At 66.2% G+C, this 24,217-nt stretch carries 24 protein-coding genes; 6 read left to right on the top strand and 18 right to left on the bottom strand.

Annotation, left to right across the window (positions count from 1 at the left end):
* Nucleotides 1-3: 3 nt before the first annotated feature.
* Nucleotides 4-900: a Scr1 family TA system antitoxin-like transcriptional regulator gene (locus ACIBW7_RS07510; protein WP_397045096.1), complete on the bottom strand. Its 897-nt coding sequence runs from the start codon at nt 898-900 to the stop codon at nt 4-6.
* A gap of 193 nt (nt 901-1,093) precedes the next feature.
* Here ACIBW7_RS07510 and ACIBW7_RS07505 point away from each other — a divergent pair, with 193 nt between their 5' ends.
* Nucleotides 1,094-1,522 carry a hypothetical protein gene (locus ACIBW7_RS07505; RefSeq protein WP_397045094.1) on the top strand — a complete coding sequence of 143 codons (429 nt, stop codon included), beginning with the start codon at nt 1,094-1,096 and terminating at the stop codon, nt 1,520-1,522.
* A gap of 66 nt (nt 1,523-1,588) precedes the next feature.
* On the opposite strand, the gene ACIBW7_RS07500 is transcribed toward ACIBW7_RS07505, so the two are convergent.
* The gene (locus ACIBW7_RS07500; protein WP_397045092.1) at nt 1,589-3,763 is read right to left on the bottom strand and encodes a thiamine pyrophosphate-dependent enzyme; all 2,175 of its coding nucleotides are present in this window, start codon (nt 3,761-3,763) and stop codon (nt 1,589-1,591) included.
* 154 nt (nt 3,764-3,917) lie between these two features.
* A complete protein-coding gene (locus ACIBW7_RS07495; RefSeq protein ID WP_397045090.1) occupies nt 3,918-4,271 on the bottom strand; it encodes a MerR family transcriptional regulator in 354 nt (117 codons plus the stop codon).
* Between the two features lie 68 nt (nt 4,272-4,339).
* On the opposite strand from ACIBW7_RS07495, the gene ACIBW7_RS07490 reads away from it, so the two are divergent.
* Nucleotides 4,340-5,107, top strand: a complete 768-nt coding sequence (locus ACIBW7_RS07490) for an amidohydrolase family protein (protein ID WP_397045088.1) — start codon at nt 4,340-4,342, stop codon at nt 5,105-5,107.
* Here the strand turns inward: ACIBW7_RS07490 and pgl are convergent.
* From pgl to tkt, 5 genes are read right to left on the bottom strand one after another with little or no spacing between them, the layout of a single operon-like run.
* A complete protein-coding gene (pgl, locus tag ACIBW7_RS07485; protein WP_397045086.1) occupies nt 5,104-5,865 on the bottom strand; it encodes a 6-phosphogluconolactonase in 762 nt (253 codons plus the stop codon). The two genes, ACIBW7_RS07490 and pgl, sit on opposite strands and share 4 nt — an antisense overlap.
* Nucleotides 5,858-6,766 carry a glucose-6-phosphate dehydrogenase assembly protein OpcA gene (opcA, locus tag ACIBW7_RS07480; RefSeq protein ID WP_397045084.1) on the bottom strand — a complete coding sequence of 303 codons (909 nt, stop codon included), beginning with the start codon at nt 6,764-6,766 and terminating at the stop codon, nt 5,858-5,860. The genes pgl and opcA overlap by 8 nt, the downstream gene beginning before the upstream one ends.
* On the bottom strand, nt 6,763-8,322 hold the full coding sequence (zwf, locus tag ACIBW7_RS07475; protein ID WP_397045082.1) for a glucose-6-phosphate dehydrogenase: 1,560 nt from the start codon (nt 8,320-8,322) through the stop codon (nt 6,763-6,765). The genes opcA and zwf overlap by 4 nt, the downstream gene beginning before the upstream one ends.
* A gap of 4 nt (nt 8,323-8,326) precedes the next feature.
* Nucleotides 8,327-9,457 (bottom strand): transaldolase, encoded by a 1,131-nt coding sequence (tal, locus tag ACIBW7_RS07470; RefSeq protein WP_397045080.1) that lies wholly within the window; start codon nt 9,455-9,457, stop codon nt 8,327-8,329.
* A 6-nt stretch (nt 9,458-9,463) separates the two neighbouring features.
* Complete coding sequence (gene tkt / locus ACIBW7_RS07465; protein WP_397045078.1) at nt 9,464-11,605, bottom strand: transketolase; 2,142 nt, start codon at nt 11,603-11,605, stop codon at nt 9,464-9,466.
* A gap of 306 nt (nt 11,606-11,911) precedes the next feature.
* Here tkt and ACIBW7_RS07460 point away from each other — a divergent pair, with 306 nt between their 5' ends.
* Nucleotides 11,912-12,901, top strand: coding sequence for a heme o synthase (locus ACIBW7_RS07460; protein WP_327099879.1), 990 nt, complete (start codon nt 11,912-11,914; stop codon nt 12,899-12,901).
* 1 nt (nt 12,902) lies between these two features.
* On the opposite strand, the gene ACIBW7_RS07455 is transcribed toward ACIBW7_RS07460, so the two are convergent.
* Together ACIBW7_RS07455 and ACIBW7_RS07450 are read right to left on the bottom strand one after the other, a co-directional pair.
* Nucleotides 12,903-14,324 carry an FAD-dependent monooxygenase gene (locus ACIBW7_RS07455; RefSeq protein WP_397045076.1) on the bottom strand — a complete coding sequence of 474 codons (1,422 nt, stop codon included), beginning with the start codon at nt 14,322-14,324 and terminating at the stop codon, nt 12,903-12,905.
* Nucleotides 14,325-14,367: 43 nt separating this feature from the next.
* A complete protein-coding gene (locus ACIBW7_RS07450; RefSeq protein ID WP_397045074.1) occupies nt 14,368-15,342 on the bottom strand; it encodes a zinc-binding dehydrogenase in 975 nt (324 codons plus the stop codon).
* Nucleotides 15,343-15,427: 85 nt separating this feature from the next.
* On the opposite strand from ACIBW7_RS07450, the gene ACIBW7_RS07445 reads away from it, so the two are divergent.
* Nucleotides 15,428-16,030, top strand: coding sequence for a TetR/AcrR family transcriptional regulator (locus ACIBW7_RS07445; RefSeq protein WP_397045072.1), 603 nt, complete (start codon nt 15,428-15,430; stop codon nt 16,028-16,030).
* Nucleotides 16,031-16,300: 270 nt separating this feature from the next.
* On the opposite strand, the gene ACIBW7_RS07440 is transcribed toward ACIBW7_RS07445, so the two are convergent.
* The gene (locus ACIBW7_RS07440; RefSeq protein ID WP_397045070.1) at nt 16,301-17,266 is read right to left on the bottom strand and encodes a quinone oxidoreductase family protein; all 966 of its coding nucleotides are present in this window, start codon (nt 17,264-17,266) and stop codon (nt 16,301-16,303) included.
* A gap of 60 nt (nt 17,267-17,326) precedes the next feature.
* On the opposite strand from ACIBW7_RS07440, the gene ACIBW7_RS07435 reads away from it, so the two are divergent.
* On the top strand, nt 17,327-17,674 hold the full coding sequence (locus tag ACIBW7_RS07435; protein ID WP_397045068.1) for a hypothetical protein: 348 nt from the start codon (nt 17,327-17,329) through the stop codon (nt 17,672-17,674).
* Between the two features lie 5 nt (nt 17,675-17,679).
* Here the strand turns inward: ACIBW7_RS07435 and ACIBW7_RS07430 are convergent, their stop codons facing one another.
* From ACIBW7_RS07430 to ACIBW7_RS07415, 4 genes are all read right to left on the bottom strand, one after another.
* Nucleotides 17,680-18,357, bottom strand: coding sequence for a respiratory nitrate reductase subunit gamma (locus ACIBW7_RS07430; protein WP_397045066.1), 678 nt, complete (start codon nt 18,355-18,357; stop codon nt 17,680-17,682).
* A 144-nt stretch (nt 18,358-18,501) separates the two neighbouring features.
* Nucleotides 18,502-19,953 (bottom strand): flotillin family protein, encoded by a 1,452-nt coding sequence (locus ACIBW7_RS07425; RefSeq protein WP_397045064.1) that lies wholly within the window; start codon nt 19,951-19,953, stop codon nt 18,502-18,504.
* Between the two features lie 9 nt (nt 19,954-19,962).
* Nucleotides 19,963-20,172: a hypothetical protein gene (locus ACIBW7_RS07420; RefSeq protein WP_218007608.1), complete on the bottom strand. Its 210-nt coding sequence runs from the start codon at nt 20,170-20,172 to the stop codon at nt 19,963-19,965.
* Between the two features lie 119 nt (nt 20,173-20,291).
* Nucleotides 20,292-20,984, bottom strand: a complete 693-nt coding sequence (locus tag ACIBW7_RS07415) for a type 1 glutamine amidotransferase domain-containing protein (protein WP_397045061.1) — start codon at nt 20,982-20,984, stop codon at nt 20,292-20,294.
* 186 nt (nt 20,985-21,170) lie between these two features.
* Here ACIBW7_RS07415 and ACIBW7_RS07410 point away from each other — a divergent pair, with 186 nt between their 5' ends.
* Nucleotides 21,171-22,007, top strand: coding sequence for a hypothetical protein (locus ACIBW7_RS07410; protein WP_397045059.1), 837 nt, complete (start codon nt 21,171-21,173; stop codon nt 22,005-22,007).
* A gap of 22 nt (nt 22,008-22,029) precedes the next feature.
* Here ACIBW7_RS07410 and ACIBW7_RS07405 read toward each other — a convergent pair whose 3' ends face one another.
* The 3 genes from ACIBW7_RS07405 to ACIBW7_RS07395 are packed head-to-tail and all read right to left on the bottom strand — an operon-like array spanning nt 22,030 to nt 24,145.
* The gene (locus ACIBW7_RS07405; protein ID WP_397045058.1) at nt 22,030-22,941 is read right to left on the bottom strand and encodes an NAD(P)-dependent oxidoreductase; all 912 of its coding nucleotides are present in this window, start codon (nt 22,939-22,941) and stop codon (nt 22,030-22,032) included.
* Nucleotides 22,942-22,994: 53 nt separating this feature from the next.
* A complete protein-coding gene (locus tag ACIBW7_RS07400; protein ID WP_397045800.1) occupies nt 22,995-23,156 on the bottom strand; it encodes a hypothetical protein in 162 nt (53 codons plus the stop codon).
* A gap of 14 nt (nt 23,157-23,170) precedes the next feature.
* A complete protein-coding gene (locus ACIBW7_RS07395) occupies nt 23,171-24,145 on the bottom strand; it encodes a heme A synthase (protein WP_397045056.1) in 975 nt (324 codons plus the stop codon).
* Nucleotides 24,146-24,217: the final 72 nt, after the last annotated feature.

Below are 24,217 nucleotides of genomic sequence, written 5' to 3'. Positions count from 1 at the left end.
TCGTCAAGTACTGGTGAATGTCTTGCGGCGGAACGATCGTGCGACGTGCTCCATGAATTTCCGGGAGTCCGCGGCGCCGAGAGCTGCGGCACTGAGCCGGGACCATACGGTTTCGCGGGCGGCCACCGCGGGTTTGTCATCGATGTAGCGGATATCGCCCTGGCTCTCCACGATCGCCATCTCGAGGTCGCCCGCGGCACCCGGCGACGGCACCCGCACCAGGGTGTACCGGTCCTCCATCCCCGCCCCGCGAGTGGTGACGGTGAATGGCAGGACCTGGATCAGGATGTTCGGCCGTCTGGACAGATTCGACAGATGTTCGAGTTGTTCGAGCATCACCTCGCGGCCGCCGTATTCGCGGCGTAGACAGGATTCGGACAGGATCGCGCGGAACTCCGGCGGGTCCGCTTCGGTCAGGACCTGTTGCCGCGCCAGCCGCGCCTGCACCGACTCCTCGACGGTGACGCGATCAGCCGCGACCGGAGTGACCGGTTGGTGCAGTGCGCGAATGTAGGACTCGCACTGGACGAGTCCAGGCATGATCTCCGCCTCTGCGGTGCGCAACAGACTGGCATGCGCCTCCAGATCGACGAGCAGTCGCAGGTCCTCGACGTAGGCGCGGCGATGGCCGGTGGTCCAGAAGCCGCGCTTGTGGTTGTCGCGGCGCAGTTCCTTGAGCGTTTCGACATAACCGGGATCGGTAAAACCCAGTGTGGTCGTGAGGAGTTCGAGGTCGCCGACGCTGATGGCGCCGACTCCGTTGATCAGCTGGTTGATTCGGCTCTGGGTCGACTCGATGATTTTGCCGGCCTCGGTCTGGCTGACCCCCGCGGTGCGGACCATATGCTCGATCTCGCGGCCGAGCAACAATTTTCGCGCGGTCCGTAATCGAGTTCCCATGGCTCCCCAGCGTATCGGTCTGACGCTACTCATCCGATTCACTTCCTGGAGCGTGATAATCACGCTAGCATTACCACACCAAAGATATCACGGCACGCCGAGGCAGTGGCTGTCATCGAGGACCGTCCCCTGCGTCGCGGTTTGAGGGGGCGTCGGATGGCGACAGCCACGAACGATCGTCGGATGGTGCGAAATGCCCAGTAGCGCAGAGACAACCGCGCAGCGCTGTCGGCACTACCAACGCGATCTGGGACTGCCCGCGGTGATCATGCCCGAGACCGAGACACGGATCATCGTGCAGACCGGACCGGTCAGTGCGGTAATGATGCCCTCGAGGCTGGCAACGGAAGTCGTCGCGGAGCAGCAAGGGCCGTTGGGGCCGGTGATAGAGCATCCGGCGTCGCGGCGGTGGACCTTTCTGACCGGACCGTCCGGACCGTGTCCGGAGAGTCTGACGCCCGCATTGCTGCGCTGGAATATCGGCGTCGCGTCGAAATGCATTGTGCTGCCGTCTCCCGCTGACGAGCGGCGCGGATTTCGCCGCTGGATCCACGAGCCGCACAACAGGTTTCGGCCGTCGATGCGAGAAATCCTGGAAGCGGTGCTGAGGTTGCGGCGATAACGGTTCCAGCGGGCGCGCGGTACTCGCCGATACGAGGGGTCGGCGAGTGACGCGCGGTCCGCAACGTTAGCGGGTGACGAGTTCGGTGGCGGCGGATTCGATTCGGGATTCGTCGAGGAGGACGGTAGCGGCGGCCGGGCCCAGGGGAATGAAGGAGTCTTCGCTGGTTACGCGGGTTATAGGGCCGTCGAAACCGGCGTCGATCAAGGCGGTGCAGAGGGATTCGGAGACACCGCCGCTGTGGCGGGTTTCGTCGGCGATGAGGACTCGGCCGGTGGCGCGGGCGTGGTGAAGTAGGTCGTCGAGGGGCAGGGGGGACAGCCAGCGGAGATCGAGAACGCGAGCTCGGATGCCACGAGATGAGAGGCGTTGGGCCACACGCAGACTCATGGGGACGCCGTTGGCGAAGGTGACGATGGTGAGGTCGCTGCCGTCGCCGTAGCTGCGGGCGCGGCCGATGGCGATATGGTCGGTGTCGGAAGGTATTGCGAGCCAGGCATTATCGCCAGGTCGGTGCAGGTCGCGGGTGTGGTAGAGGGCGATGGGTTCGAGATAGAGGCACACGCGGCCGTCCACGCGAGCGGCGGAGACGCAGGTGCGCAGCATGGCGGCGGCATCATCGGCGCGAGCCGGGGAGGCGATGACCAAGCCCGGGATATCGCGCAGTGCCGCAATGGAATTGTCGTTGTGGAAGTGGCCGCCGAACCCCTTCTGATAGCCGTAACCGGCGATGCGGACGACCATCGGATTCCGGTATTGCCCCTGGGAGAAGTACGACAGTGTGGCGGCTTCTCCGCGCAACTGGTCCGCGGCGTTGTGCACGTAGGCGAGATACTGGATCTCCGGAATCGGCACGAATCCGGACAGCCCGGCGCCCAGAGCCGTGCCCAGCACGCTCTGTTCGTCGAGCAGCGTATCGAAGACACGGCGCACTCCGAACTGCTTCTGCAGCCCCTTGGTGACGCCGTACACGCCGCCCTTGCGGCCGACATCCTCGCCGAATACCAGGATGTCGTTGTCCCGGTCGAGCAGCGCTGCGAGCGTCTGATTGATCGCCTGCGCCAATGTCGCCGAGTCACCTTGGGTAACCGTGTGTCCTCGACGCAAGACATCGGCCTGAACCAGGTCCGGATGCCGAGAGACCAACGGTGCCATCACGGCAGTGGCGGAAGTCAATTTCGGTTCGCGGCAAACCAATTCGGCCATGGCAACGACTCGTCCGCCGATTTCGTCATAGCGTGCGATGACTTCGGTCGGGGTGGCGACACCGGAAGTGACCAGGAGACGGCCGGTTGCAAGCACCGGGTCGCGGCGCAGGTCGGCCGCGATATCGGTGGGGTCGCGGTAGGCGGATTCGACATCGGATCCGGCGTGTCCCATAAGTCGTACGGTGCTCAGGTGGAGGAAGGCAGGCTTGCGGTGTTCGCGCACCCAGTCGACCGCCTGGGTCGCGGCTGTCGCGGCGTCGAGGAGATCGCAGCCGTCCGCATCGAAATACCGCAGCCCTAGGCGGATGCCGTAGGACTGTTCGATCCAGCCGGGCGGCGTCGGGACGCTGATGCCGATGCCATTGTCCTCGCATACGAACAGCAGCGGCAGCGGAACCCCTTGGCGCCCAGTGTGAATCGCGGCATTGATGGCACCGGCGGCGGTGGAGTGATTCGCCGACGCATCGCCGAAGCTGCAGAGCACCACTGAATCCGAGGGCCATTCGCAGGCGACGCCGAGTCGTGCCGCGCGCTCGATCGCGAAGGCGAGCCCGACGGCGCGCGGCAGATGTGACGCGATGGTGGAGGTCTGCGGGATCACCGCGGCCGGTTTGCTGCCGAAAACCTTGTGCCGGCCGCCGGATATCGGTTCGGCGGCAGCCGCGACCACGCCGAGCAGCATATCCCGGATCGGGTCGAGACCGGGCACCTGCCTGGCCCGGTGCACGAAGAATGCTCCGGAGCGATAGTGCAGCAGCGCCGGATCGGTGGGGCGCAGAGCCGCCGCCACCGCCGCATTGCCCTCGTGCCCGGAAGACCCGATGCTGTAATAGCCGCGCTTGGCACTGCCCAACCGGCGCGCCGCGAGATCGAGATGCCTACTGGTCGCCTGAGATTCGAACAGGTCCAGGCACTGGGCTCCGGTGAGCCCGACACCCTCGAGCGGCTGTTCGACAGGACGGCTGGGCCGCGGCTCCAATGCCGATAGCTCGGCACGGAACCGCTCCTCGAGGTCGACTCGCTGTTCGGTCACGCTGTGATCATCTCCGACGAGCGCTGCTCCGGGGACCTGATTTCGGCGCTATTTCCGAAAGTATTCGGATCACCTCGGTAGTTGTGAGAAAATTATCCGAGCACCCGGTGTCGAATCGCCGATTTTTCGGCCGCAGTCAGAATGATGCACGGCATCAGCCTGAGTGCTCGGTCTCCTCGATCGTCCGCCGCAGCAGATCGCGAGCGGCATCGAGGTCAACGGCCCGACGATCCAACTCCGCCAGCCGATCCCGCAGCGCGGGCAACACGCCAGGACAGGCCCGCAACGCACCGTCGTCGACAGCGCACGGCAGCAACTGCCCGATCACCCGGGTCGAGAGTCCCGCCGCGAGCAATGCGCGAATCTGCCCGACACGCTGCTCGGCATCCGCGTCGTATTCGCGATACCCATTGTGGCGGCGTTCGGCCGACAGCAGCCCGACCCGTTCGTAATACCGCAGCAGCCGTTCGCTGGTGCGGGTACGGCTGGCCAGCTCACCGATCAGCATGATTTGACCTTCCCATGGTGTCAGGGATCAACACTCGAGACCGCAACTCGCTTCCGTCAGGAGAAACGTTGATCATCGACGCACACAGCCACGTCCACCACACACTCGCCGACCACATCGCGCTGCTCGACGAGGCAGGCGTGGACAAGGCCATCCTGTTCATGACCCGACCGCATCCCGAACGAGCCGGAAACCTCACCGAACTACGCGAAGAGATGGACCTGCTGACGCAGGCGCTCGCCGGCGGCGCCCTCGGCCGCGCGACGGCCCGGCGCGAGCTCGATGCCGCAATCGCCGCCTACCCGGACCGCTTCATCGGATTCGCCTCGGTGCCGCTCGACACGCCCGATGCCGATTCGATCGTCGAACGCGATGTAGTCGGGCGCGGACTGCGCGGCATCGGTGAGTTGACTCCGCCGCCCGATCAAGCGGCCCTGATCGAGCCGGTACTCCGCGCCGCCACCGACCACGATGGACTTCCTGTCGTTGTCCACGGAGCCGCGCCGACGACCGCCGCCGACCTGCGCACCCTGACCGACCTCGCGCGACGCTACCCACGAGTGCCGCTCGTGGTCTCCCAACTCGGCGGCGCGCACTGGATGGACGCGATCGAACTCGTCCGCGACACCCCGAACATGTTCCTCGAACTGTCCACTGCCAGTATCGTTTTCGCGGTCCGCCTGGCCATGGCCGAAATTCCCGAGCGCACCCTCTTCGGCTCGGATGCCCCCTATGGCGACCCGGTCATCGCACGCATCACCGTCGAACGCGCCACCCGCTCACCACACGTGCGTGAACTGGTCCTCGGCGCAACCGCGCAGCAGCTGTTGAGTTAGCTCGCGGCACCCGGCAATGCCGCGGCCGCGTCCCGGTCCAACAGCCAAGTAGTCGATTCCGACCCGACGGCGCCCGCCGAGGGAATCTCCACCGGATCCGCACCCGCAACCGCCGCGGCAACGGCTTCGGCCTTGGCGGCACCACCGACGACCAGTACAACATGGCGACTGTGCCGCACCGCGGGCAGCGTCAGCGTGACCCGCACCGGCGGCGGCTTCGGCGAATCCGGTACCGCGACAACCAGTTCGTGCTGTTCGCGCACCGCATCGGTATGTGGGAACAGCGAATTCACATGCCCCTCGCCACCCATACCGAGCAGATGCAGATCGAAGGCCCCGTGCTCGGCCAGGTGCGCGTGCACCGCCGCCGCATACTCGGCGGCGGCTTCGACCGGATCCGGATACTCACCATCGGAGGTGGCAACCGGATGCACCCGCGACGGATCAACCGGCACATGATCCAGCAGCGCCCGCCGCGCCTGCAGATCATTGCGCTCCGAATCGCCCGCGGGCACGAATCGTTCGTCGCCCCAGAACACATCGAGCTGCGACCAGTCGATATCGCCGGGTGTCTTGCGGACCAATTCCAACAGTCCGATCCCGGTCCCACCGCCGGTCAACACCACCGATGCGGAGCCATGTGCCGCCTGCGCCGCCACCACGACTGCGACGAATCGCGCGGCCGCGGCGGCGATCAAGGCATCGGTGTCGTCGTGTACTTCGACGGTGTTCGCGGGAAAGTTCGCGCGCTCACTCATAGGTCACCTTCTCGATTCCGGCGAGCGCCTCGGCATAGATCTCGTCGGCATCCAGCCGTCGCAGCTCCTCGGCGAGGCAGTCGCGAGTTTCGCGGCGCGCCAAGGCGATTCGCTGATCCGGGTCGCCGGTGCGGGTCAGCGTCGCGGTGCGCCCGGTCTGCGGCCGCTCGATCGCGATCGACACGGTCGGGCGATGCACCTCCACGCGCAACGCACCCGAGCGGCGACGCACCGGACAGTCGAGCCGGGCGGCCAACCAGCCCGCGAGCATATCCAGCGCGGGTTCTTCGCGCAGTCCGGAGATGATCACCGAATCCACCGGCTCGAACGGCGGTTCGTCCATGGCAGCCGCCAACAGCGCCCGCCAGTAGGTGATGCGACTCCACGCCAGATCGGTATCGCCGGAGGCGTAGGAGCCGAGCCGCTTCTTGATCGTCGCCTGCGGATCGGCGGCGAAGGTGGCGTCGGTGATGCGGCGAGTCGCCAAGCGTCCCACCGAATCCTTGGAAGGGAACTCTGGGGCACCACGCGGCCACCACGCCACCACCGGGGTGTCCGGCAGCAGGAACGGGATGACGACGCTGCTCTCGTGGTTGATCAGATCCCCTTGCAGCCGCAGCACTATCACCTCGGCCGCTCCGGCATCACCGCCGACGCGGATCTGGGCATCCAACCGGGTCTCGGCCTCGCGATCCCCGCGCGCCAAAACCACCACGCGACAGGGATGTTCGCGGCTGGCGTCATTGGCGGCGTCGATGGCGTCTTCGGCCTCGGAACTGTCCAACGTGCACACGACCAGGGTCAGCACCCGGCCCATGGTGATCACGCCATTGCTCTCCCGAAGGCGCACCAGGCGTTTGGTGACCTCGGCGGTGGTGGTCTGCGGCATATCGACGATCATGGCCGCCGCCATTCGCGCCCGGTGCGGGCCAGCATCTCATCGGCCGAGGTCGGACCCCAGGTCCCTGCCTCGTACTGTTCGGGTTTACCGTCGGCGGCCCAGTGCTCGAGCACCGGATCGAGGATGCGCCAGGACAATTCGACCTCCGCGTTCACCGGGAACAGGGACGGCACCCCGAGCAGCACATCGAGGATCAGGCGTTCGTATGCCTCGGGGGAGGATTCGGTGAACGCCTCGCCGTAGCTGAAATCCATATTGACGTCGCGCACTTCCATGCTCGACCCCGGCACCTTCGAACCGAATCGGGTGGTGATGCCCTCATCGGGCTGCACCCGGATGACCAGTGCGTTCTGCCCGAGATCCTCGGTCATGGTCTGGTCGAACGGCAGGTGCGGGGCCCGCTTGAACACCACCGCGATCTCGGTCACCCTGCGGCCCAGGCGTTTTCCGGTGCGCAGGTAGAACGGCACACCCGCCCAGCGCCGGGTGTCGATCTCGAGGGTGATCGCCGCGTAGGTCTCGGTGCGCGATTGCGGGTCGAAACCCTCCTCGTCGAGCAGTCCGACCACATGCTCGCCGCCCTGCCAGCCCTCCGCGTACTGGCCGCGTGCGGTGGTCTCATCAAGGGGCTCGACGAGTTTGGTCGCCGAGAGCACCTTGATCTTCTCCGCCTGCAGCTGCTTGGGTTCGAAGCTGATCGGCTCCTCCATGGCGGTCAGCGCAAGCAACTGCAGCAGGTGGTTCTGGATGACATCGCGGGCGGCGCCGATACCGTCGTAATAGCCTGCGCGACCGCCCAATCCGATGTCTTCGGCCATGGTGATCTGCACATGGTCGACGTAATTGGCATTCCAGATCGGTTCGTAGAGCTGGTTGGCGAAGCGCAGTGCCAGGATGTTCTGCACCGTCTCCTTGCCGAGATAGTGATCGATGCGGAAGACCGTTTCCTCCGGGAACACCCGGTTGACCAGTGCGTTGAGTTCCACCGCGCTGTCCAGATCGTGGCCGAACGGCTTCTCGATCACCACCCGGCGCCACGGTTTGCGGCCCTCGCCATCGGTTTTCGTCGGCTGGGCCAGTTTGTGCTCGGAGAGTTGATCGAGCACCACCGGGAACATATTCGGCGGAATCGACAGGTAGAAGGCGTGGTTGCCGCCGGTGCCGCGGTCCTTGTCCAGCTTCGCCAGGACGTCGGCGAGTTTGGCGAAGGCGGAATCGTCGTCGAAGGACCCCTGCACGAATCGGATGCCCTCGGCCAGGTGGTCCCAGACCTCCTGCCGGAAGGGTGTGCGTGCGTGCGCTTTCACCGCGTCGAGCACGACATTGGCGAAGTCCTCGTCCGCGTAGTCCCGGCGGGCGAAGCCGACCAGTGCGAAGCCCGGGGGCAGTAGCCCCCGGTTCGACAGATCGTAGATGGCCGGCATCAGTTTCTTCCGGGACAGATCGCCGGTGACGCCGAAGATCACCATGCTGCACGGTCCCGCGATGCGGGGGACCCGCTTATCCCGCTCGTCGCGGAGCGGGTTCTTCCAGGTATTCGTCTGAGTGCCGGCCATCGGGTCAGTTATCCCCGGACTTGGCCAGTTCGCCTGCCGTGGCGGAAAGCAGCTCCTCCCACGACTTCTCGAACTTCTCCACACCCTCGCGCTCGAGCACCTCGAAGACGTCGTCGAGGTCGATGCCGACCGCGGTGAGCTTGTCGAAGACCTCCTGCGCGGCCGCGGCGGTACCGCTGATGGCGTCGCCACGGATCTCGCCGTGATCGGCGACCGCCTCGAGAGTCTTCTCTGGCAGCGTGTTCACCGTATTCGGCGCGACCAGTTCGGTGACATACAGCGTGTCCGAGTACTCCGGGTTCTTCACACCCGTCGAAGCCCACAGCGGCCGTTGCCGATTCGCACCGCTGGCGGCCAGATGCGCGTAGGTCGAGGTGTGCGCTCCACCGTCGAAGACATCCTGGTATTCGGCGTAGGCCAGGCGCGCGTTGGCGACACCCGCCTGTCCGCGCAGTGCCAGCGCCTCCGGCGTACCAATCGTCTCGAGTCGCTTATCGATCTCGGTATCCACGCGGGAGACGAAGAACGAAGCGACCGAATGGATCTTGGCCAGGTCGTGGCTGGTGGCCTTGGCTCCGCGCAGACCGTCGAGGTAGGCGCCCATCACCTGGCGGTAGCGCTTGACCGAGAAGATCAGGGTCACGTTGACGCTGATGCCCTCCGCGATCACCCGGGTGATCGCGGGCAGGCCCGCCTCGGTGGCCGGAATCTTGATGAACAGGTTGGGCCGATCCACCGTCTTCCACAGGTCGATTGCCTGCGCGACCGTCTGCTCGGCGTCGAAGGCCAGGCGCGGGTCGACCTCGATGGAGACCCGGCCGTCGACACCGTTACTGGCCTCGTAGACCCCGGCCAGCACGTCGCAGGCCGCACGCACGTCGTCGGTGGTGATGGTCCGGATCGCGGAATCCACATCCGCGCCCTGGGCGGCAAGCTCTTTCACCTGACCGTCGTAGGCGTGGCCCTGGCTCAGGGCGCCCTGGAAGATGGTCGGATTGGTGGTGACGCCGACGACGCTGCGGGTTTCGATGAGCTCGGCCAGGTTCCCGGACTGGATCCGGTCCCGCGACAGATCATCGAGCCACACCGAGACGCCCGCGGCGGAGAGGGCGGCGAGGTTTTCGTTCTGTGCCATGAGCTCTTATCCCTTCACGTTTTCCAGGGTGCGCTGCGCGGCAGCGACTACGGCTTCCGCGGTGATACCGAACTCGCGGAACAGGGTCTTGAAATCGGCCGAGGCACCGAAGTGCTCGATCGAAACGATCTCGCCCGCGTCACCGGTGAACCGGTACCACGGCATCGCGATACCGGCCTCGACGGCCACGCGAGCGGTGACCGCGGGCGGCAGCACCTCGTCCCGATATGCCTTGTCCTGCGCGTCGAACCACTCCACACACGGCATCGAGACCACGCGGGTGCCGATGCCCTGTGCCTCCAGCGTAGTGCGGGCGGCGACTGCGAGTTGGAGCTCGGATCCGGTCGCGATCAGGATTACCTGCGGGGTGCCGGTCGACGCCTCGGCCAGCACGTAGCCGCCCTTCTTGACGCCCTCGTAGCTGGTGCCTTCGACGATCGGCAGATCCTGGCGGGTCAGCGCGAGTGCGGACGGCCCGTCCTGGTGGGCCGGTTCGGAGACCGAGAAGTGCGAGGTGTGCTCGCTGCTGTCGCGCTCGAGGATGGTGCGCCAGGCATAGGTGGTCTCGTTGGCGTCGCCGGGGCGGACCACGTTCAGACCCGGAATCGCGCGCAGCGCGGCCAGATGTTCGATCGGCTGATGCGTCGGGCCGTCTTCGCCGAGCCCGATGGAGTCGTGTGTCCACACGTAGATCGCGGGGACCCGCATCAGGGCGGCCAGGCGCACGGCCGGGCGCATGTAGTCGGAGAAGACCAGGAAGGTGCCGCCGTACGGACGGGTGGGTCCGTGCAGGGCGATGCCGTTCAGGATCGCGCCCATGGCGTGCTCGCGCACACCGAAGTGCAGGGTGCGGCCGTACGGGTTGGCCTTCCACATGCCGGTCGAGATCGACTCCGGACCGAAGCTCGGCGCGTCGGGCATGGTGGTGTTGTTGGATTCGGCGAGGTCGGCCGAACCGCCCCACAGCTCCGGCAGCACCGGCGCCAGCGCGGCGAGCACCTTGCCGGACGCCTTGCGGGTGGCCATTCCCTTCGGATCCGCCTCGTAGGTCGGCAGATTCGCGGCCCAGCCGGCGGGCAGCTCACGCTTGGCGAGCCGATCGAACAGCGCCTTGTTCTGCGGGTTCGCGGCGGCCCACGCGTCGAACTGCTGCTGCCAGGCCGCATGCGCCTGCCGGCCGCGCTCGACGACCTTGCGGGTGTACGCGATGACCTCGTCGTCGACCTGGAAGTTCTTTTCCGGGTCGAAGCCGAGGATCTTCTTGGTGGCGGCCACTTCGTCGGCGCCGAGTGCGGCACCGTGCGCGGCGCCGGTGTTCATCTTGTTCGGGGCGGGGAAGCCGATGATGGTACGCAGCACGATGATCGACGGCTTACCGGTCTCCGCCTTGGCCGCGGCCAGCGCCGCCTCGATGGCGACGACGTCCTCGCCGCCCTCGACCACCTGCACGTGCCAGCCGTAGGCCGCGTAGCGCTCGGCGACATCCTCGGTGAAGGCGATGGTGGTGTCGTCCTCGATGGAGATCTTGTTGTCGTCGTAGATCACGACCAGGTTGCCCAACTGCTGGGTGCCCGCGAGCGAGGAGGCCTCGGAGGTGACGCCCTCCTCCATATCGCCGTCGGAGGCGATGGCGTAGATGAAGTGGTCGAACGGGCTGGTGCCCGGTGCGGCGTCCGGATCGAACAGACCGCGCTCGCGCCGTGCCGCCATCGCCATACCGACCGCGGAGGCCAGACCCTGACCCAGCGGGCCGGTGGTGATCTCGACGCCGTCGGTGTGGCGGAATTCGGGGTGGCCCGGGGTGAGCGAGCCCCATTTGCGCAGGTGCTCGAGATCGTTCAGCTCCAGACCGTATCCGGCCAGGTAGAGCTGGATGTACTGGGTGATGCTGGAGTGACCGCAGGACAGTACGAAGCGGTCCCGGCCGACCCAGCTCGGATCGATCGGGTCCAGGCGCATGGTGCGCTGGTAGAGCGTGTAGGCCAGCGGTGCGAGGCTCATCGCGGTGCCGGGGTGCCCGTTCCCGGCGTTCTGCACCGAATCGGCGGCTAGAACCCGAACTGTGTCGACGGCCTTGGTGTCCAGATCCGTCCAGTCGTCCGGGTGATGCGGCTGAGTGAGGGCGCGGATGTCGTCTGTGACTGACACGACCGAGGTTCTCCTGACATTGTTTCGTCGACGGTGGCGGAGGGGTGCGCGCACGGCAGCTGTGGAATGCGAACCGGGTTTACCCCAACCACCCTAGATGTGCCCGATGACCGGCATGTGAGGAACCCGGCTTAGTTCGGGTGTCGAATCGCTCCGATAGCGTGCCGGAGCGAGGGGCTATGGAAAGAAGGCTGTGCGGCTGGGTCTACCATCGTGTGTAGTAGTTGCCGCCTCGCACCAGCTCGAGCAGGGGAGCGCGGTGGTGGTTTTATGCCGGATGCGATGCACAGCGTGCGAGGAGAGACAGTGCGGATTGGGCAACAGCCGGGTGGCAATGGTGCACACGGCTCCTCCGCGACGGCGCTGGCCGACCGGTTGACCGGCGACGGCCTGCTGTCCCGACTACTGCGGCGACCCCTCGCCTATATCGCTTTGACCAAGCCGCGCGTCATCGAGTTGCTGCTGGTCGCGACCATTCCGACGATGTTGCTGGCCGATCGCGGCCATGTCGACATCCGGCTGATCCTGGTCACGCTGTTCGGCGGTTGGATGGGCGCCGCGAGCGCCAATACGCTCAACTGTGTCGCCGACGCCGATATCGACAAGGTGATGAAGCGGACCGCGAAGCGGCCGCTGGCCAGGGAGGCCGTGCCGACCTCGCACGCCTTCGTCTTCGGTGTCACGCTCGGCATCGGCTCCTTCGCCTGGCTGTGGTGGCAGGCGAATTTGCTCAGCGGCCTGCTGGTTGTCGCGACGATCCTGTTCTACGTCTTCGTGTACACCCTCGGTCTCAAACGCCGGACCTCGCAGAATGTGGTGTGGGGCGGCGCGGCCGGCTGTATGCCCGCGCTGGTCGGCTGGTCGGCGGCGACCGGAAATATCGGCTGGCCCGCGATCGCGCTGTTCGGTGTCATCTTCTTCTGGACGCCGCCGCACACCTGGGCGTTGGCCATGCGCTACAAGGAGGACTACCGCGCGGCCGGCGTTCCGATGCTGCCGGTCGTGGCCACCGAGCAGGCCGTCACCAAGCAGATCGTCATCTATACCTGGCTCACCGTGCTCACCACCCTCGCGCTGGTACCCGCGACCGGTGTGGTCTACGCGGCCGTCGCGCTGGTGGCCGGAGCGTGGTTCCTGCTCATGGCGCACCAGCTGTACTCCGGTGTGCGGCGCGGTGAATCGGTGAAGCCGCTGCGACTGTTCCTGCAGTCCAACAACTATCTGGCCGTGGTGTTCTGTGGTCTCGCGGTGGATTCGGTGCTCGGGTGGGACACGATCGGCAGCTTCTTCGGCTGAATCAGCCGATATATCCGTCGGGCCGGACTCGTACGGTGGTGCCGTCGACCGCGTCATAGGCGGTGAAGGCGTGACCGTCGACATCCACGACGTACTGTCCGGTCGCCTTGTCGCCGGGGCGGATCACCGAGTACACCTCGACGCCGGCTTCGGGCGGTACGTCGATTTCGCCGAATGACAGCAGCGTCGCATGCGGTCCGCGGAACAGGTCGAACAGTCGAATCGGCCGCCCCTCGGCATCCTTGACCGGTGCGTCGGGTGCGCGATCACCGGCGGCGAGCACGCCGTGGTCGGCGGGATCGCGGTAGCTGATATCCAATTGACGCGTCTCCTCGCCGCGCTGCATGGCGTCCTCGGCACCGTCGACCAGCTTGTCCAGCAGTTCGGTACTGATACCGAGCACCCGCGCGGCCACCGTACGGCGTTCGGACTCATAACTGTCCAGCGGTGATTCGTCGCCTGCGACGGCGGCGGCGAGCTTCCAGCCGAGGTTGTGGGCATCCTGGATACCGGTGTTCATGCCCTGTCCGCTGGTGGGCGGATGCACGTGCGCGGCATCGCCCGCGAGGAATACCCGACCCTCCCGGAATCGTTGCGCCAGACGGATATTCGGCCGCCACACCGTCGCCCAGGTGAGATCGGTCAGGACGATGTCCAGATTTCCGGCATAGCGGTCGACGAACTCCTGCAGCACCTCGAGGGTGGGTTCGGCGTCGGTGTCCAATGGCGCGCCGAACTGGAACTGGCTGCCACCGGGCAACGGGGACAACATGATTCCCTCCATCGGCCGACCGGCCGCGGCGAACCAGTAGCCGTAGTCGTGATCGAGCGCATCGGCACCGACATCGCCCAGCAGCATCCGGATCGAATCGTCGGTGGTGCCTTCGAACGGAATGCCGAGCGTCTTACGGACGGTGCTTTTCCCGCCGTCCGCGCCGACCAGATAGGCGACACGCAACCTCTCGACAACATCGTCGTGCGCCAATTCGACGCTGACGCCCGTCTCGTCCTGTTCGAAAGTGACCAGCGCCGTGGCGAGTTCGACCCGCACGCCGAACTCCGCGAGCCGATCGCGCAGGATCGCCTCGGTCCACGACTGCCCGAGCACCCAGAGGTTGGGGTGGGGGACTGAGGGCGTCGGCTCGACCGGTTCGGCCATCCGATGTTCGCCCGCGAATTCACCGCCGAAGTAGGCGCGGATCACCGGTGACGGTGATCCCGCCCGGCGGACTGCATCCAGCACGCCGAGGTCGTCGAAAACCTCGAGCGTGCGCGGCTGGATACCGTCGCCGCGCGATCCGGCGAAGAATTCGGTGGCCCGGTCGATGATGCGCACCGGGATATTGCGACGGGCCAGGTCGATGGCGAGGGTGAGGCCGGTGGGTCCGGCGCCCGCGATGAGTACTTGTGTTCGGTCGTGCACGATATCTCCGTACCGAATTGTGCTGGTTGGTTACTGTCGTGGATCAAGCCGGGACGACGACTACCCGGGCGGCGCCGAATTGCGCGGCGGCCCAAGCGTCTTCGATCTTCGAGAGCGGGAACTCCTGCACCGCGGTGTGCAACCGGCCATCGGCGATCAACTGCATGTACTCGGGGATCGCGGCCAGGATCGACTGCATCGACGCGGATCCGGCCCCGCTACCGGAGAGCGTGATGCGGCGGCTGCGCAACAGCGCTGCCGGAACGGCCGCGTCGGCACCTGCCATGGCGCCGATCTGGATGTATGCGATATCCGCGACGTCCTCGGTCAGGCCCTGGCGTCCGAGCGCCGCGAAGGCGGCCTCGGCCGGTGCGCCCCATACATAGTCGAGCACCAGGCTCGGCGCCACGGTGCCGACCGCCTCGGCCAGTGCCGACTCGGTGGCATCCTTGTCGTCCGGCAGCGTGACCGTGGTCGCGCCGTATCCCGCCGCCTGCTCGAGTGCCGACGGATTGCGTCCGGCGGCGATCACCCGGTCCGCGCCGAGCACGAAGGCGTTCTGCACGGCCAGCAGACCCGCGGCCCCGGTCGCGCCGAGAATCAGCACGGTGCCGAGCTTCCGGTTGGGCAGTGCGTCGCGGCGCTCGCGCAGGACCAGCCACGAGGACAACCCGGGGTTGAGGCCGCCCGCGATCCGCGCGGGATCGGCGCCGGACGGGAGCGGAATCCGCATCCGCGCGGGCACCGCCATGCGTTCGGCCAGCGTGCCGTATGGAGCCTGCAGAAAACCGGTGTAGACGAGCGCGCCGTCGGCGGTGCGCGCCACCCCGTCGATACCCGGGATCAGGGGGTAGGCGTCGGTGCTGCCGTAGTGCGTACCGGCCGCCAGCGATCGAACGATCGGATGTATGCCCGCCGCCACCAGCTCGACCAGCTCTCGGCCATCGGTCACCTCCGGCTCGTCGAAGTCGGCATACACAGGACTCTCGCCGGCGCTGCGCAGGACTGCTGCTTTCATGATCCTCACCAATCTGAATTGAAATTCACTGAATCTGAATTCATCATGGAGGTTGATAGGTTTTCGTGTCAAGGAGGTGGTGCGAGTGACGTCGAGTCGCCGGGAGAAGTCCGCAGAGACCGAACAGGCACTGAAGGATGCGGCGCGGCGGGTGTTCGCCGAACGCGGCTACTTGAACACGAAGATCACCGACATCACTGCGGCCGCTGGGCGCGCGGCCGGGTCGTTCTACAACCACTTCGCGAGCAAGGAGGAGCTACTCCAGGCACTGCTGAACGATCTGGCGAACGCCGGGGACGAGCGCGCGGAGCAGCCCGAACACAAATCCGATTTCAGTGATCCGGAGGCGGTGCGGTATCACGTCGCCGGGTATTGGTCCTTCTCGCGGGAACATGGGGCGGTAATGCGCGCGATCGCTCAGGCGGCGATCGTCAGCGAGGATTTCGCTCGGGTGCTGGGACAATTCGGGGTCGAACAGCGCGCGGATATCGCCGATCATCTGGATGGCCTGGCCGATAAGGGATTACGGCTGCCGAGCAGCGTCGATGCCAGTCTGGCGATGATGTTCCAGGTCACCCAGGGGATGTTGGCCGCGGTCGAGGACGGTTCCGTCACGCTGACGGATGAACAGGCGATCGAGGGTTTGACACGGTTCATTTACCGTGGTCTGACCGGACTGGACTGCTGATCCGGCGAATCTGGTTGCCGTGCAGCGGAATCGGCTCGGCAGCGTCCGAGAGTGCGATCAGGTTGCCGGGCGGCGGAACCGATCCGGCTGCGGCCGGAAGTGCGGATCGGGGTGCCGGGCGGCGCAACCGACTCGGCTGCCGTCGAAAGTGTGGATCGGGGTGCCGGGCGGCGCAAGGGACTCGGCTGCGCACGGCAGTGCGGATCCGGGGTGCCGGGCAATGGATTCAAGGCGCCAACGGCCGCGCCCGGCGCGGCCGTTGGCGTCGGGTTATGGCAGCAGGACGATCGAGCCGGTGGTCTTGCGGCCCTCGAGATCGCGGTGCGCCTGCTCGGCTTCGGCCAGCGGGTATGTGGCGCCGATCCGCACATGCAGCGTGCCGTCGGCGATCGCGGTGAGGATATCGGTTGCGCGCCAGAGTAATTCGGCTCGGTCGCGGGTGTAGTGCACCAGCGTGGGGCGGGTTACGAACAGCGACCCTGCCGGGTTGAGGCGCTGCAGGTCGAAGGGCGGTACCGGGCCGCTGGCCGCGCCGAAGAGGGCCAGCATGCCGCGCACCCGCAGAGATGCGAGGCCGGCCTCGAAGGTGGCCGCGCCGACACCGTCGTATACGGCGGCGACGCCGACGCCTTCGGTGAGTGCGCGAACTCGAGCAGCAAGATCATCGCTGTATCGCAGCACCTCGCTCGCGCCCGCCTCGCGTGACAGTTTCTCCTTCGCGTCCGAGGAGACGGTGGTGATCACCCGCACCCCGCGCGCGACGGCGAGCTGAGTGAGCATAAGACCGACGCCGCCCGCGCCCGCGTGCACCAGCACGGTCTCGCCGGGTTCGGGCTTGTAGATCGATTCGATCAGGTAGTGCGCGGTCATACCCTGCAACAGTGCGGAGGCGGCGACCGGTGCGTCGACACCGTCGGGCACCTTGACCGCGACCGCAGCCGGTACCGCGACCCGCTGGGCATAGCTGCCGGGCGCGGCCGCCCAGGCGACCCGGTCGCCGACTGCGAATTCGGTCACATTCGCGCCGACCTCGGCTACCACGCCGGTGCCCTCGGCGCCGGGAATATAGGGGACCGCCTGTGGGTAGCGGCCGGTACGGATATAGGTATCGATGAAGTTGATGCCGATCGCCTCGGTGTCGACGAGCAGCTGATCCGCACCGATCTGCGGATCCGGCACCTCGACGTAGTTCAGGACTTCGGGACCACCGTGCTCGGAAACCTGAATAGCGCGCATGAGATCCGTTCTACACCCACGGGGCTGGACTCGAACGTACCGGTCAGTAAACTAGCCGCCATGAGTGTTGAAGCCGCCGCCCCAGTGCAGTTGTCGGGTTCCCTGGTGGATTCGGTCAAGGGATTCGTCGCCGAGCACGGCGGCTCCGCCACCGCCGTACTGCAGCCGATCGGCCGTGCGGGCGTTCGCGTCACCCTGGTCGGTTCCGACGGTGTCCTCGGTGACCGCGTGGTCGACGATCTGGTGATCGCCAAGGAATTGGTCGAGACCATCAATGGCCTGACCGAGGCCGATGAATGGGACCGCGAGCTGATCTCCGTGGTCACCCCGCGCAAGGGACACTGGGCCAAGATGGCCGGTTGGGTCGCCCGGCAGACCCGGTTTCCCAAGGCGCGCAACGAGAACTGAGCCGTTCAGGCTCCCGTGGTCGCGTTGTCCAATTCACCAGTCCGGTGTGGGACGGCCCGCAGGACCAGCCGCACGACCGGGCCCGCGAAGATGCCCGCGAGCCGGGTAAAGGGCCAGATGCCGAGGACCAGCAGCAGGATCAATCCCCGCGCCTGGTAGATGAGCGGTGCATGCTGCATGGCCTCGGGGTACGGATCGATGGTGACCAGCGAGCGGAACCACGCGAAAAGCGTTTCGCCGGTTCGATATTCGCGTGCCACCGTGGTCGGGTCGTATTCGATGATCACCCCGGACAGCAGCGCGGCCGTCAGAGCCGGGAACGTAATGCGGTCCAGCGGGGTGATCACCGGACGCGACGGACCCGCTATCAGATCCGGTAGAAACAGCAATACCGCCCCGATCGTGGCAGCGGCGACGCCGCCGATCTGCACGATCGTGATGACCACGTGCAGCGCACCGGAGGGGCGGGCGTGCGGTTCGGCGGTGATCACATTGATCAGGCGGGTGAGGACTATGAGACACACCCCGGACCGAAATGCCGTCGATCCGAACCGCTGGCTGCGGTCCATCTCCGGATAACGGGTATAGCTGCGGAAACCGTCGCGCCGGTAGCGCCACCCGTGACCGAGCACAAACGACACGAACGCGCCATAGGGCAGCGCGATCCACAACAGCGATGTCACGCGAGTTCGCTTTCCGCTTACCGATGATCGGACGTATCACCGTCGCAGAGACGCCGAATGCCGAACAAGGGACCAACGGCCCTTACCGAAGGGTACTTCGGGCGTCGGCGGCGAATCGTTCGCGGATCGCCGCCGACTCGCGGTCTACTTCGGGAGTTCGACCTCGCCGTTCTGGTGCCCGTTCGTACTGAGATTCATTGCGGGCAGCAGAGATTCGCGTGCGATCGAGGTGAGCGCACCCGCCTGCTGAATGATCTCGGCCAATGCCGAGGTGACACCCTGCGCGCCGTTCAACACCGTGAACTGATCGACGTGCTCGAACGGTGCTGCCGCCGCGGCGACGATCTGCGGGAGCTTCTCGGCGATCTGCTGTGCGATGACGGCCTCCTGGTTCTGGCTCATCGCCTCGGCGCGCTGCTGGATACCTGCGGCCTCGGCGGCCATATGCGCGCGTACGGCGTCGGCCTCGGCCAGACCCCTGGCCTTGATGGCGTCGGCCTCGGCCTGACCGGTGAGCCGGGTGGCCTCGGCCTCGGCGGCGGCCCGCAGTTTGATCGCCTCGGCTTCGGCGAGTGCTTGCATTTTCGTCTGTGCCGCAGCGGCTTCCGCGCGCAAGCGGGTCTCCTGGGCATCGGCCTCGGCCTGGCTGATCCGCGCGTCACGGCCCGCGGTGGCCAGCGTGGTCTGGCGATAGGCCTCGGCATCCGCCGGCTTGCGGATCTCGACCTGCAGCTGCTGTTCTTTCTGTTGTGCTTCGAGTTGTGCGACGCGCGTTGCCATTTCGACGACCGCCTGGCGGGCCTTGGCATCGGCGAGCGGGCCCTGCTGTGCGGCTTCCTGACTCGCGCTGTCCACCTCGGCCTGATAACCGGCCTTCTTGATCTGGGTGTCACGCATCGCGAGTGCGATTTTGGCCTGCGCTGCCTGTTCCTGTTCGATGGCCTCGCGCTCGGCATTGGCGCGGGCGATGCGGGCCTGCTGCTCGACCGCTGCCTGATGCGGAATCGCCAGGTTCGCAATGTAATTCGAGCCGCTGGCAATGGACTGAATCTGGAAGCTATCGATCACCAGGCCGAAGGACTCCATCTCCTGTGAGCACCGGTCGCGGACCTGCTCGGAGAATTTATCCTGGTCGCTGATCATATCCTCCACGGTCATCGAACCCGCGATCGCGCGCAGATGGCCGACGAAGACATTCTGCACCTTGGTTTCCAGCTCCTCGGCCGGGCGGTCCAGGAACCGACGGGCCGCATTCGCGATGGACCGGTAGTCGTCACCGACCTTGTAGACCACCACACCGGCCAGCTGCAGACTGATCTTCTGCTGACTCACACAGGGGACGGTTATCTGACTTTCGTGCGCCTCCAATGAGATTCGGCGCACCTTGGTCAGCCCGGGTGCCACCAGACTGCCGCGTCCGGTGACGATCCGGAAGCCCATGCTCTCGCCGAAGGACTGTCCTTCGCCTGCGCGGAATCCGGAGATGATCAGTGCCTCATCGGGTTCGGCGACCCGCCAGGACAGCCGGAACAGTACGGCGGCCAGGAACAGCACAACAACGGCGATGCCGACGACGACCAGTATCAGGACGTCCATGATGAACCTTCATTTCAAGGGAGTGACTTCGACCGTGCGCCCACCCAGGCTCCCGACCACGAGCACTTGGGTATGCCTCGGAATGGTTGTCGCCCCGTCGGCAGGGCGCGCGAGAAATCGCTCGGTGCCCGCCCGCACCTCGATCAGAACTTCGCCGAGATGGTCCGGCTTGATCGTCGCGGTGACACGGGCGATCTTGCCGATCACGTCTGTCGCCACCGACACCTCCCTGCCGCGGTTCGACCATTCCACGCTAGACCTCGCCGCCACCGAGAGCCGTTGGCGCAAGCGATCTTTACGTTTCCCTTATGCCCTCTGGTCTCGCACCCTGTCTCGCGTCAGCCCAGGGCTTTGACGATCTCTGCGGCCAGCGGTGCCGACGATGCGGGATTCTGGCCGGTGTAGAGATTGCGATCGATCTCGATATGCGGTGCCCATGGCTCGCCCTCGCGGAAATCGACGCCGAGCTCCACGAGCCGATCCTGCAGCAGCCACTTGGCCTTATCGGCGAATCCGGCTTGTGCCTCTTCGGCATTGGTGAATCCGGTGACCTGGTAGCCGACGAACGGGGAATCGCCGTCGATGGCGGTCGCGAGCAGCGCGGCGGGCGCGTGGCAGACGACGCCGAGCGGTTTGCCCGAGGCCAGCGCGGCATTGAGCAGGGCGCCGGAGTCGGCGTTCACCGACAGATCTTCCATCGGGCCGTGTCCGCCTGGGTAGTACACGGCGTCGTAGTCGGCCAGGTCGACATCGTCGAGCCGGATCGGGCTGCGCAGTTCTGCCGCATCGGCCAGGGTGTCGGCGATCTCTGTGGCACCGTCCGCGCCGCCGTTGACCTCGGGTGCGAGACTGCCCTGGTCGACCGTCGGTACGACGCCGCCGGGAGTGGCCACCACAATCTCGTGACCCGCCGCCTTGATGGCCTTGTACGGAGCCACGACCTCTTCGGCCCAGTACCCGGTCGGATGTTTCGTGCCGTCGGCGAGCGTCCAGTAGTCGACGCCGGTCATGACGAAAAGAACCTTCGACATCGTGTGCCTCCTGATCGGGGATTAGGGTTGACGCGCTGACGCATGCGGCGTGTCAGTTCGTCGCGATGTCGACGTTAGGCACCCGTTCATCGAAGCACCAATAGGATCGCCAATAAGAGACATCGTAATATTGATGGGTCTCCGGTTCCCGGTGCGGGCGGCGTCCGGATCGTAGAGTAGGGGACGATGAACGCGGATAAGGCGAGCGAGCTGGCGGCTCGGCGGGTCGGCGCCGCGCATGCCGACGCGCAGCACCGCCTCGCGCTCGCCGAGAGCTTCTATCCGCCGCAACTGCGCGCCTACCGTCGGGCCGAAATCGCTTTTCTGCAATGGGAACTCGCTCGCGGTGTGCTGCACGCCGATACCGGCAGCCCGTGGTGGCGGGCCATCAACGACCGCTTACTGCACGACAAACTGGAGGCCGCGCTGCTGCATCACGCCGATGCCCGCGACGCGTCGACACCCGGTGCCCGGCTGTGGCTCGAATTCCTCATCGCCCCTTCGCCCGCGGCGTGGTACCGGGCGCACAATCGCAGCATCGTCGCCGGTTATCTGGAACATCAGGAGCTGGCCGCCGCGGAACTGCCCGCCGAGCGGTTGATGATCAATGTGACGCTCATGCGAGTGCTGTTCACCCACGTCCTGGTGGCGCGGCCGACGCTGGCGCTCGGCCGGTTCGGGGCCCTCGGCGGCTGGTCGGCCGATCCGCGCCGCAGTTCGGTTCGCCTGTTCCTCGACCTGCGGAACGTTTTTCCCGAGGTGTATCCGCTGTCGAATATGTCTGTCGACGCGGTGCTCGCGCTCGAGGGACGCGTGGCACGGGCGCTCGATTACGGTCTGATCGTGCCGAAGTTGGAGCAGATATATGCGTTCGCCGCGGAGCAATTGGATGAGCCGACGATCGTCGGGCTCGTCGAGAACGGCGATCCGTGCTACGCGGGGCTGCGCATCGAACGCGGGCAACTGGCATCGGATGCTTTGATCCGAACACTCGCGCGTGTCACCCGGCCGCGATTCATGTAGCCGCCGTTGATCCGTGAGCGACTCAATAATCCCCGTGCACAAGGTTTTTCGGTAACTCACCAGCCGCGAATCGGGCGATCTCCGCTGCGACAACGGCGTAGGCGCGTTCGAGACTGCCTCGGCTACTTCCCGCGACATGAGGTGTCAGCAACAGGCCGGGCGCTGTCCAGAGCGGATGCTCAGGCGGCAGTGGCTCCGGGTCGGTGACATCCAGAGCTGCGCGCAATCGCCCCGAAGCCAGTTCGGCCAGTAGCGCTTCGGTCCGCACGATCGGTCCGCGCGCGACATTCACCAGTACCGCGCCGTCGGCCATCGCGGCCAGGAATTCGGCATCGACCATGCCGATGGTTTGATCGGTCACCGGAACCATCAGTACGACGGCATCGAATTCGCTCAGCAGCCGCGGTAATTCGTCGACACCGTGCACACCGTCGCGGGCGGTCGTCCCGACCAGCGTCAAGGTCGCATCGAAAGCTTCTACCCTGCGGCGCAATTCGATGCCGAGGTCACCCGCGCCGATGCCGAGGATCCGCTTACCCGCCAACGTATCGGTCCGATGCTGATACCAGCGCTGCTCGCGCCGCAAATCGGTGAACTCCGTCAGCTCGCGATAAATCGTGAGCAGCGCCGCGACCACCCACTCCGCGGAACTGCCACCATGAGCACCTCGCGCATTCGACAGCAGCACCCCATCCGGCAGCCGACCGATCCACCGTTCGGCCCCGGCCGTCAGCATCTGCACCAACCGCAACTTCGGCAATCCGGCCATATCGATCGAATCGGGCCGAGCCAGAAACGCCGGAACCAGCACCTCCGCCAACTCCGCTCCCGCGGGCAGCGGTTCGCCGGGCGAATACCGCACCGGGCGAACCCCATCGAGCCGGGCCAATACCCCGACTCCATAATCATCTGGCACGAGGACAGTGACCGGCATGCCTGCCAGGTTAGCCGCGTCCGCCGCCGAATTGCATCCGATCATCGGACCATTCACCATTGCCGTTGCGCTACCAGCGCGGGCCTGCTGTGCGGGTTACCGCTGGTCTCCCAATAGACCTGGTTGCCGTCGCCGACGTCGAGGAGGCCGCGCGCATACGGCTCGATATCCGGGAACGGTTGTGGCGCTTCGGTACTCGATGCTGATGGGCGCATCGGAACAGTGTGCGCTATGCCAACTGTTCGGCGGAGTTGGAGACCGACGCCGTGACGCGTTCGCGGGTGCGCAGGGAAGCCCAAAGGGCGGCGGTGGCGGCGGTGCAGGCTGCGGCGCCGCCGACGTGGGTGGCGACCAGCGCGGCGGGCACGTCGGTGAAGTACTGCACGACGCCGACCAGGGACTGGGCGCAGACCAGGCCGAGCAGGACGAACAGTCGGGTGCGGACGGCGGGGGTGATGCCGACGGCGAAGAGCCCGAAGGCCAACCCGATGAGCAGTGCGAGATAGCCGACGAGCAGCTGCGAGTGCAGATGCACCAGGGTGACGATCTCGACCTGCAGGCGTTCGACCGGTCGCTCGATGCTCTTATCGCCCGCATGCGGTCCGGCGCCGGTGACCAGCGTCCCCGCGATGAGGACCCCGGCGAGCGCGACCCCGCTCAGCCCGGTGAGCCAGCGCAGTGGCGCGGGCGCCTGGATCACTTCGATGCCGTCGTCGGGTTCGCTGACCTTCGCGAACATGACCACCGCGACCCACACCATCAGCATCGACGCCAGCAGATGCACCGACACTGTCCACCACAGCAGACCGCTGCGCACGGTGATACCGCCGATGATCGCCTGGAGCACCGTGCCGCCCGGCATCATCCACGCGTACACCAGCACTTCACGACGGCGTCGGGCCCGGGTGACGGCGAGCACGATGAGCGCCGCGCACAGTGTCACCGCGAAGGTCAGCATGCGGTTGCTGAACTCGACGGTCTGGTGCAGCACCGGAACCTCGGCCACACCGGTCGGGGTGAAGCTGCCCGGGAAGCACTGCGGCCAGGTCGGGCACCCGAGTCCGGATGCCGTGACACGCACGATCGCACCGGTGACGGCGATACCCGCCTGGGAGACGATGACCGCGATGGCGATCAGGCGCTGCACCCGCAACGAGGGCAGCGGGAGCAGATCGACGAGTCGCAGGAATGCGCGATACAGCACCCGACGATCGTAGCCGGGCCACTTCGGCCACCCGCACCCGGTCTACTACATTCCGTCGTTGCTGTCCGCTCG

Origin of the sequence: Nocardia sp. NPDC049526 (genome assembly GCF_044465765.1) — a bacterium.
Lineage (GTDB): Bacteria > Actinomycetota > Actinomycetes > Mycobacteriales > Mycobacteriaceae > Nocardia.
Note: the sequence above shows the minus strand (reverse complement) of the source record. Positions and strands in the feature narration are given on the sequence as shown.

What these genes read in the sequence shown, in the direction of transcription:
- ACIBW7_RS07510 (WP_397045096.1), bottom strand. Translation starts at nt 900, where the DNA reads ATGGGAACTCGATTACGGACCGCGCGAAAATTGTTGCTCGGCCGCGAG.
- ACIBW7_RS07505 (WP_397045094.1), top strand. Translation starts at nt 1,094, where the DNA reads ATGCCCAGTAGCGCAGAGACAACCGCGCAGCGCTGTCGGCACTACCAA.
- ACIBW7_RS07495 (WP_397045090.1), bottom strand. Translation starts at nt 4,271, where the DNA reads ATGCTGATCGGTGAGCTGGCCAGCCGTACCCGCACCAGCGAACGGCTG.
- pgl (WP_397045086.1), bottom strand. Translation starts at nt 5,865, where the DNA reads ATGAGTGAGCGCGCGAACTTTCCCGCGAACACCGTCGAAGTACACGAC.
- opcA (WP_397045084.1), bottom strand. Translation starts at nt 6,766, where the DNA reads ATGATCGTCGATATGCCGCAGACCACCACCGCCGAGGTCACCAAACGC.
- zwf (WP_397045082.1), bottom strand. Translation starts at nt 8,322, where the DNA reads ATGGCCGGCACTCAGACGAATACCTGGAAGAACCCGCTCCGCGACGAG.
- tal (WP_397045080.1), bottom strand. Translation starts at nt 9,457, where the DNA reads ATGGCACAGAACGAAAACCTCGCCGCCCTCTCCGCCGCGGGCGTCTCG.
- ACIBW7_RS07450 (WP_397045074.1), bottom strand. Translation starts at nt 15,342, where the DNA reads ATGAAAGCAGCAGTCCTGCGCAGCGCCGGCGAGAGTCCTGTGTATGCC.
- ACIBW7_RS07440 (WP_397045070.1), bottom strand. Translation starts at nt 17,266, where the DNA reads ATGCGCGCTATTCAGGTTTCCGAGCACGGTGGTCCCGAAGTCCTGAAC.
- ACIBW7_RS07435 (WP_397045068.1), top strand. Translation starts at nt 17,327, where the DNA reads ATGAGTGTTGAAGCCGCCGCCCCAGTGCAGTTGTCGGGTTCCCTGGTG.
- ACIBW7_RS07425 (WP_397045064.1), bottom strand. Translation starts at nt 19,953, where the DNA reads ATGGACGTCCTGATACTGGTCGTCGTCGGCATCGCCGTTGTTGTGCTG.
- ACIBW7_RS07415 (WP_397045061.1), bottom strand. Translation starts at nt 20,984, where the DNA reads ATGTCGAAGGTTCTTTTCGTCATGACCGGCGTCGACTACTGGACGCTC.
- ACIBW7_RS07410 (WP_397045059.1), top strand. Translation starts at nt 21,171, where the DNA reads ATGAACGCGGATAAGGCGAGCGAGCTGGCGGCTCGGCGGGTCGGCGCC.
- ACIBW7_RS07405 (WP_397045058.1), bottom strand. Translation starts at nt 22,941, where the DNA reads ATGCCGGTCACTGTCCTCGTGCCAGATGATTATGGAGTCGGGGTATTG.
- ACIBW7_RS07400 (WP_397045800.1), bottom strand. Translation starts at nt 23,156, where the DNA reads ATGCGCCCATCAGCATCGAGTACCGAAGCGCCACAACCGTTCCCGGAT.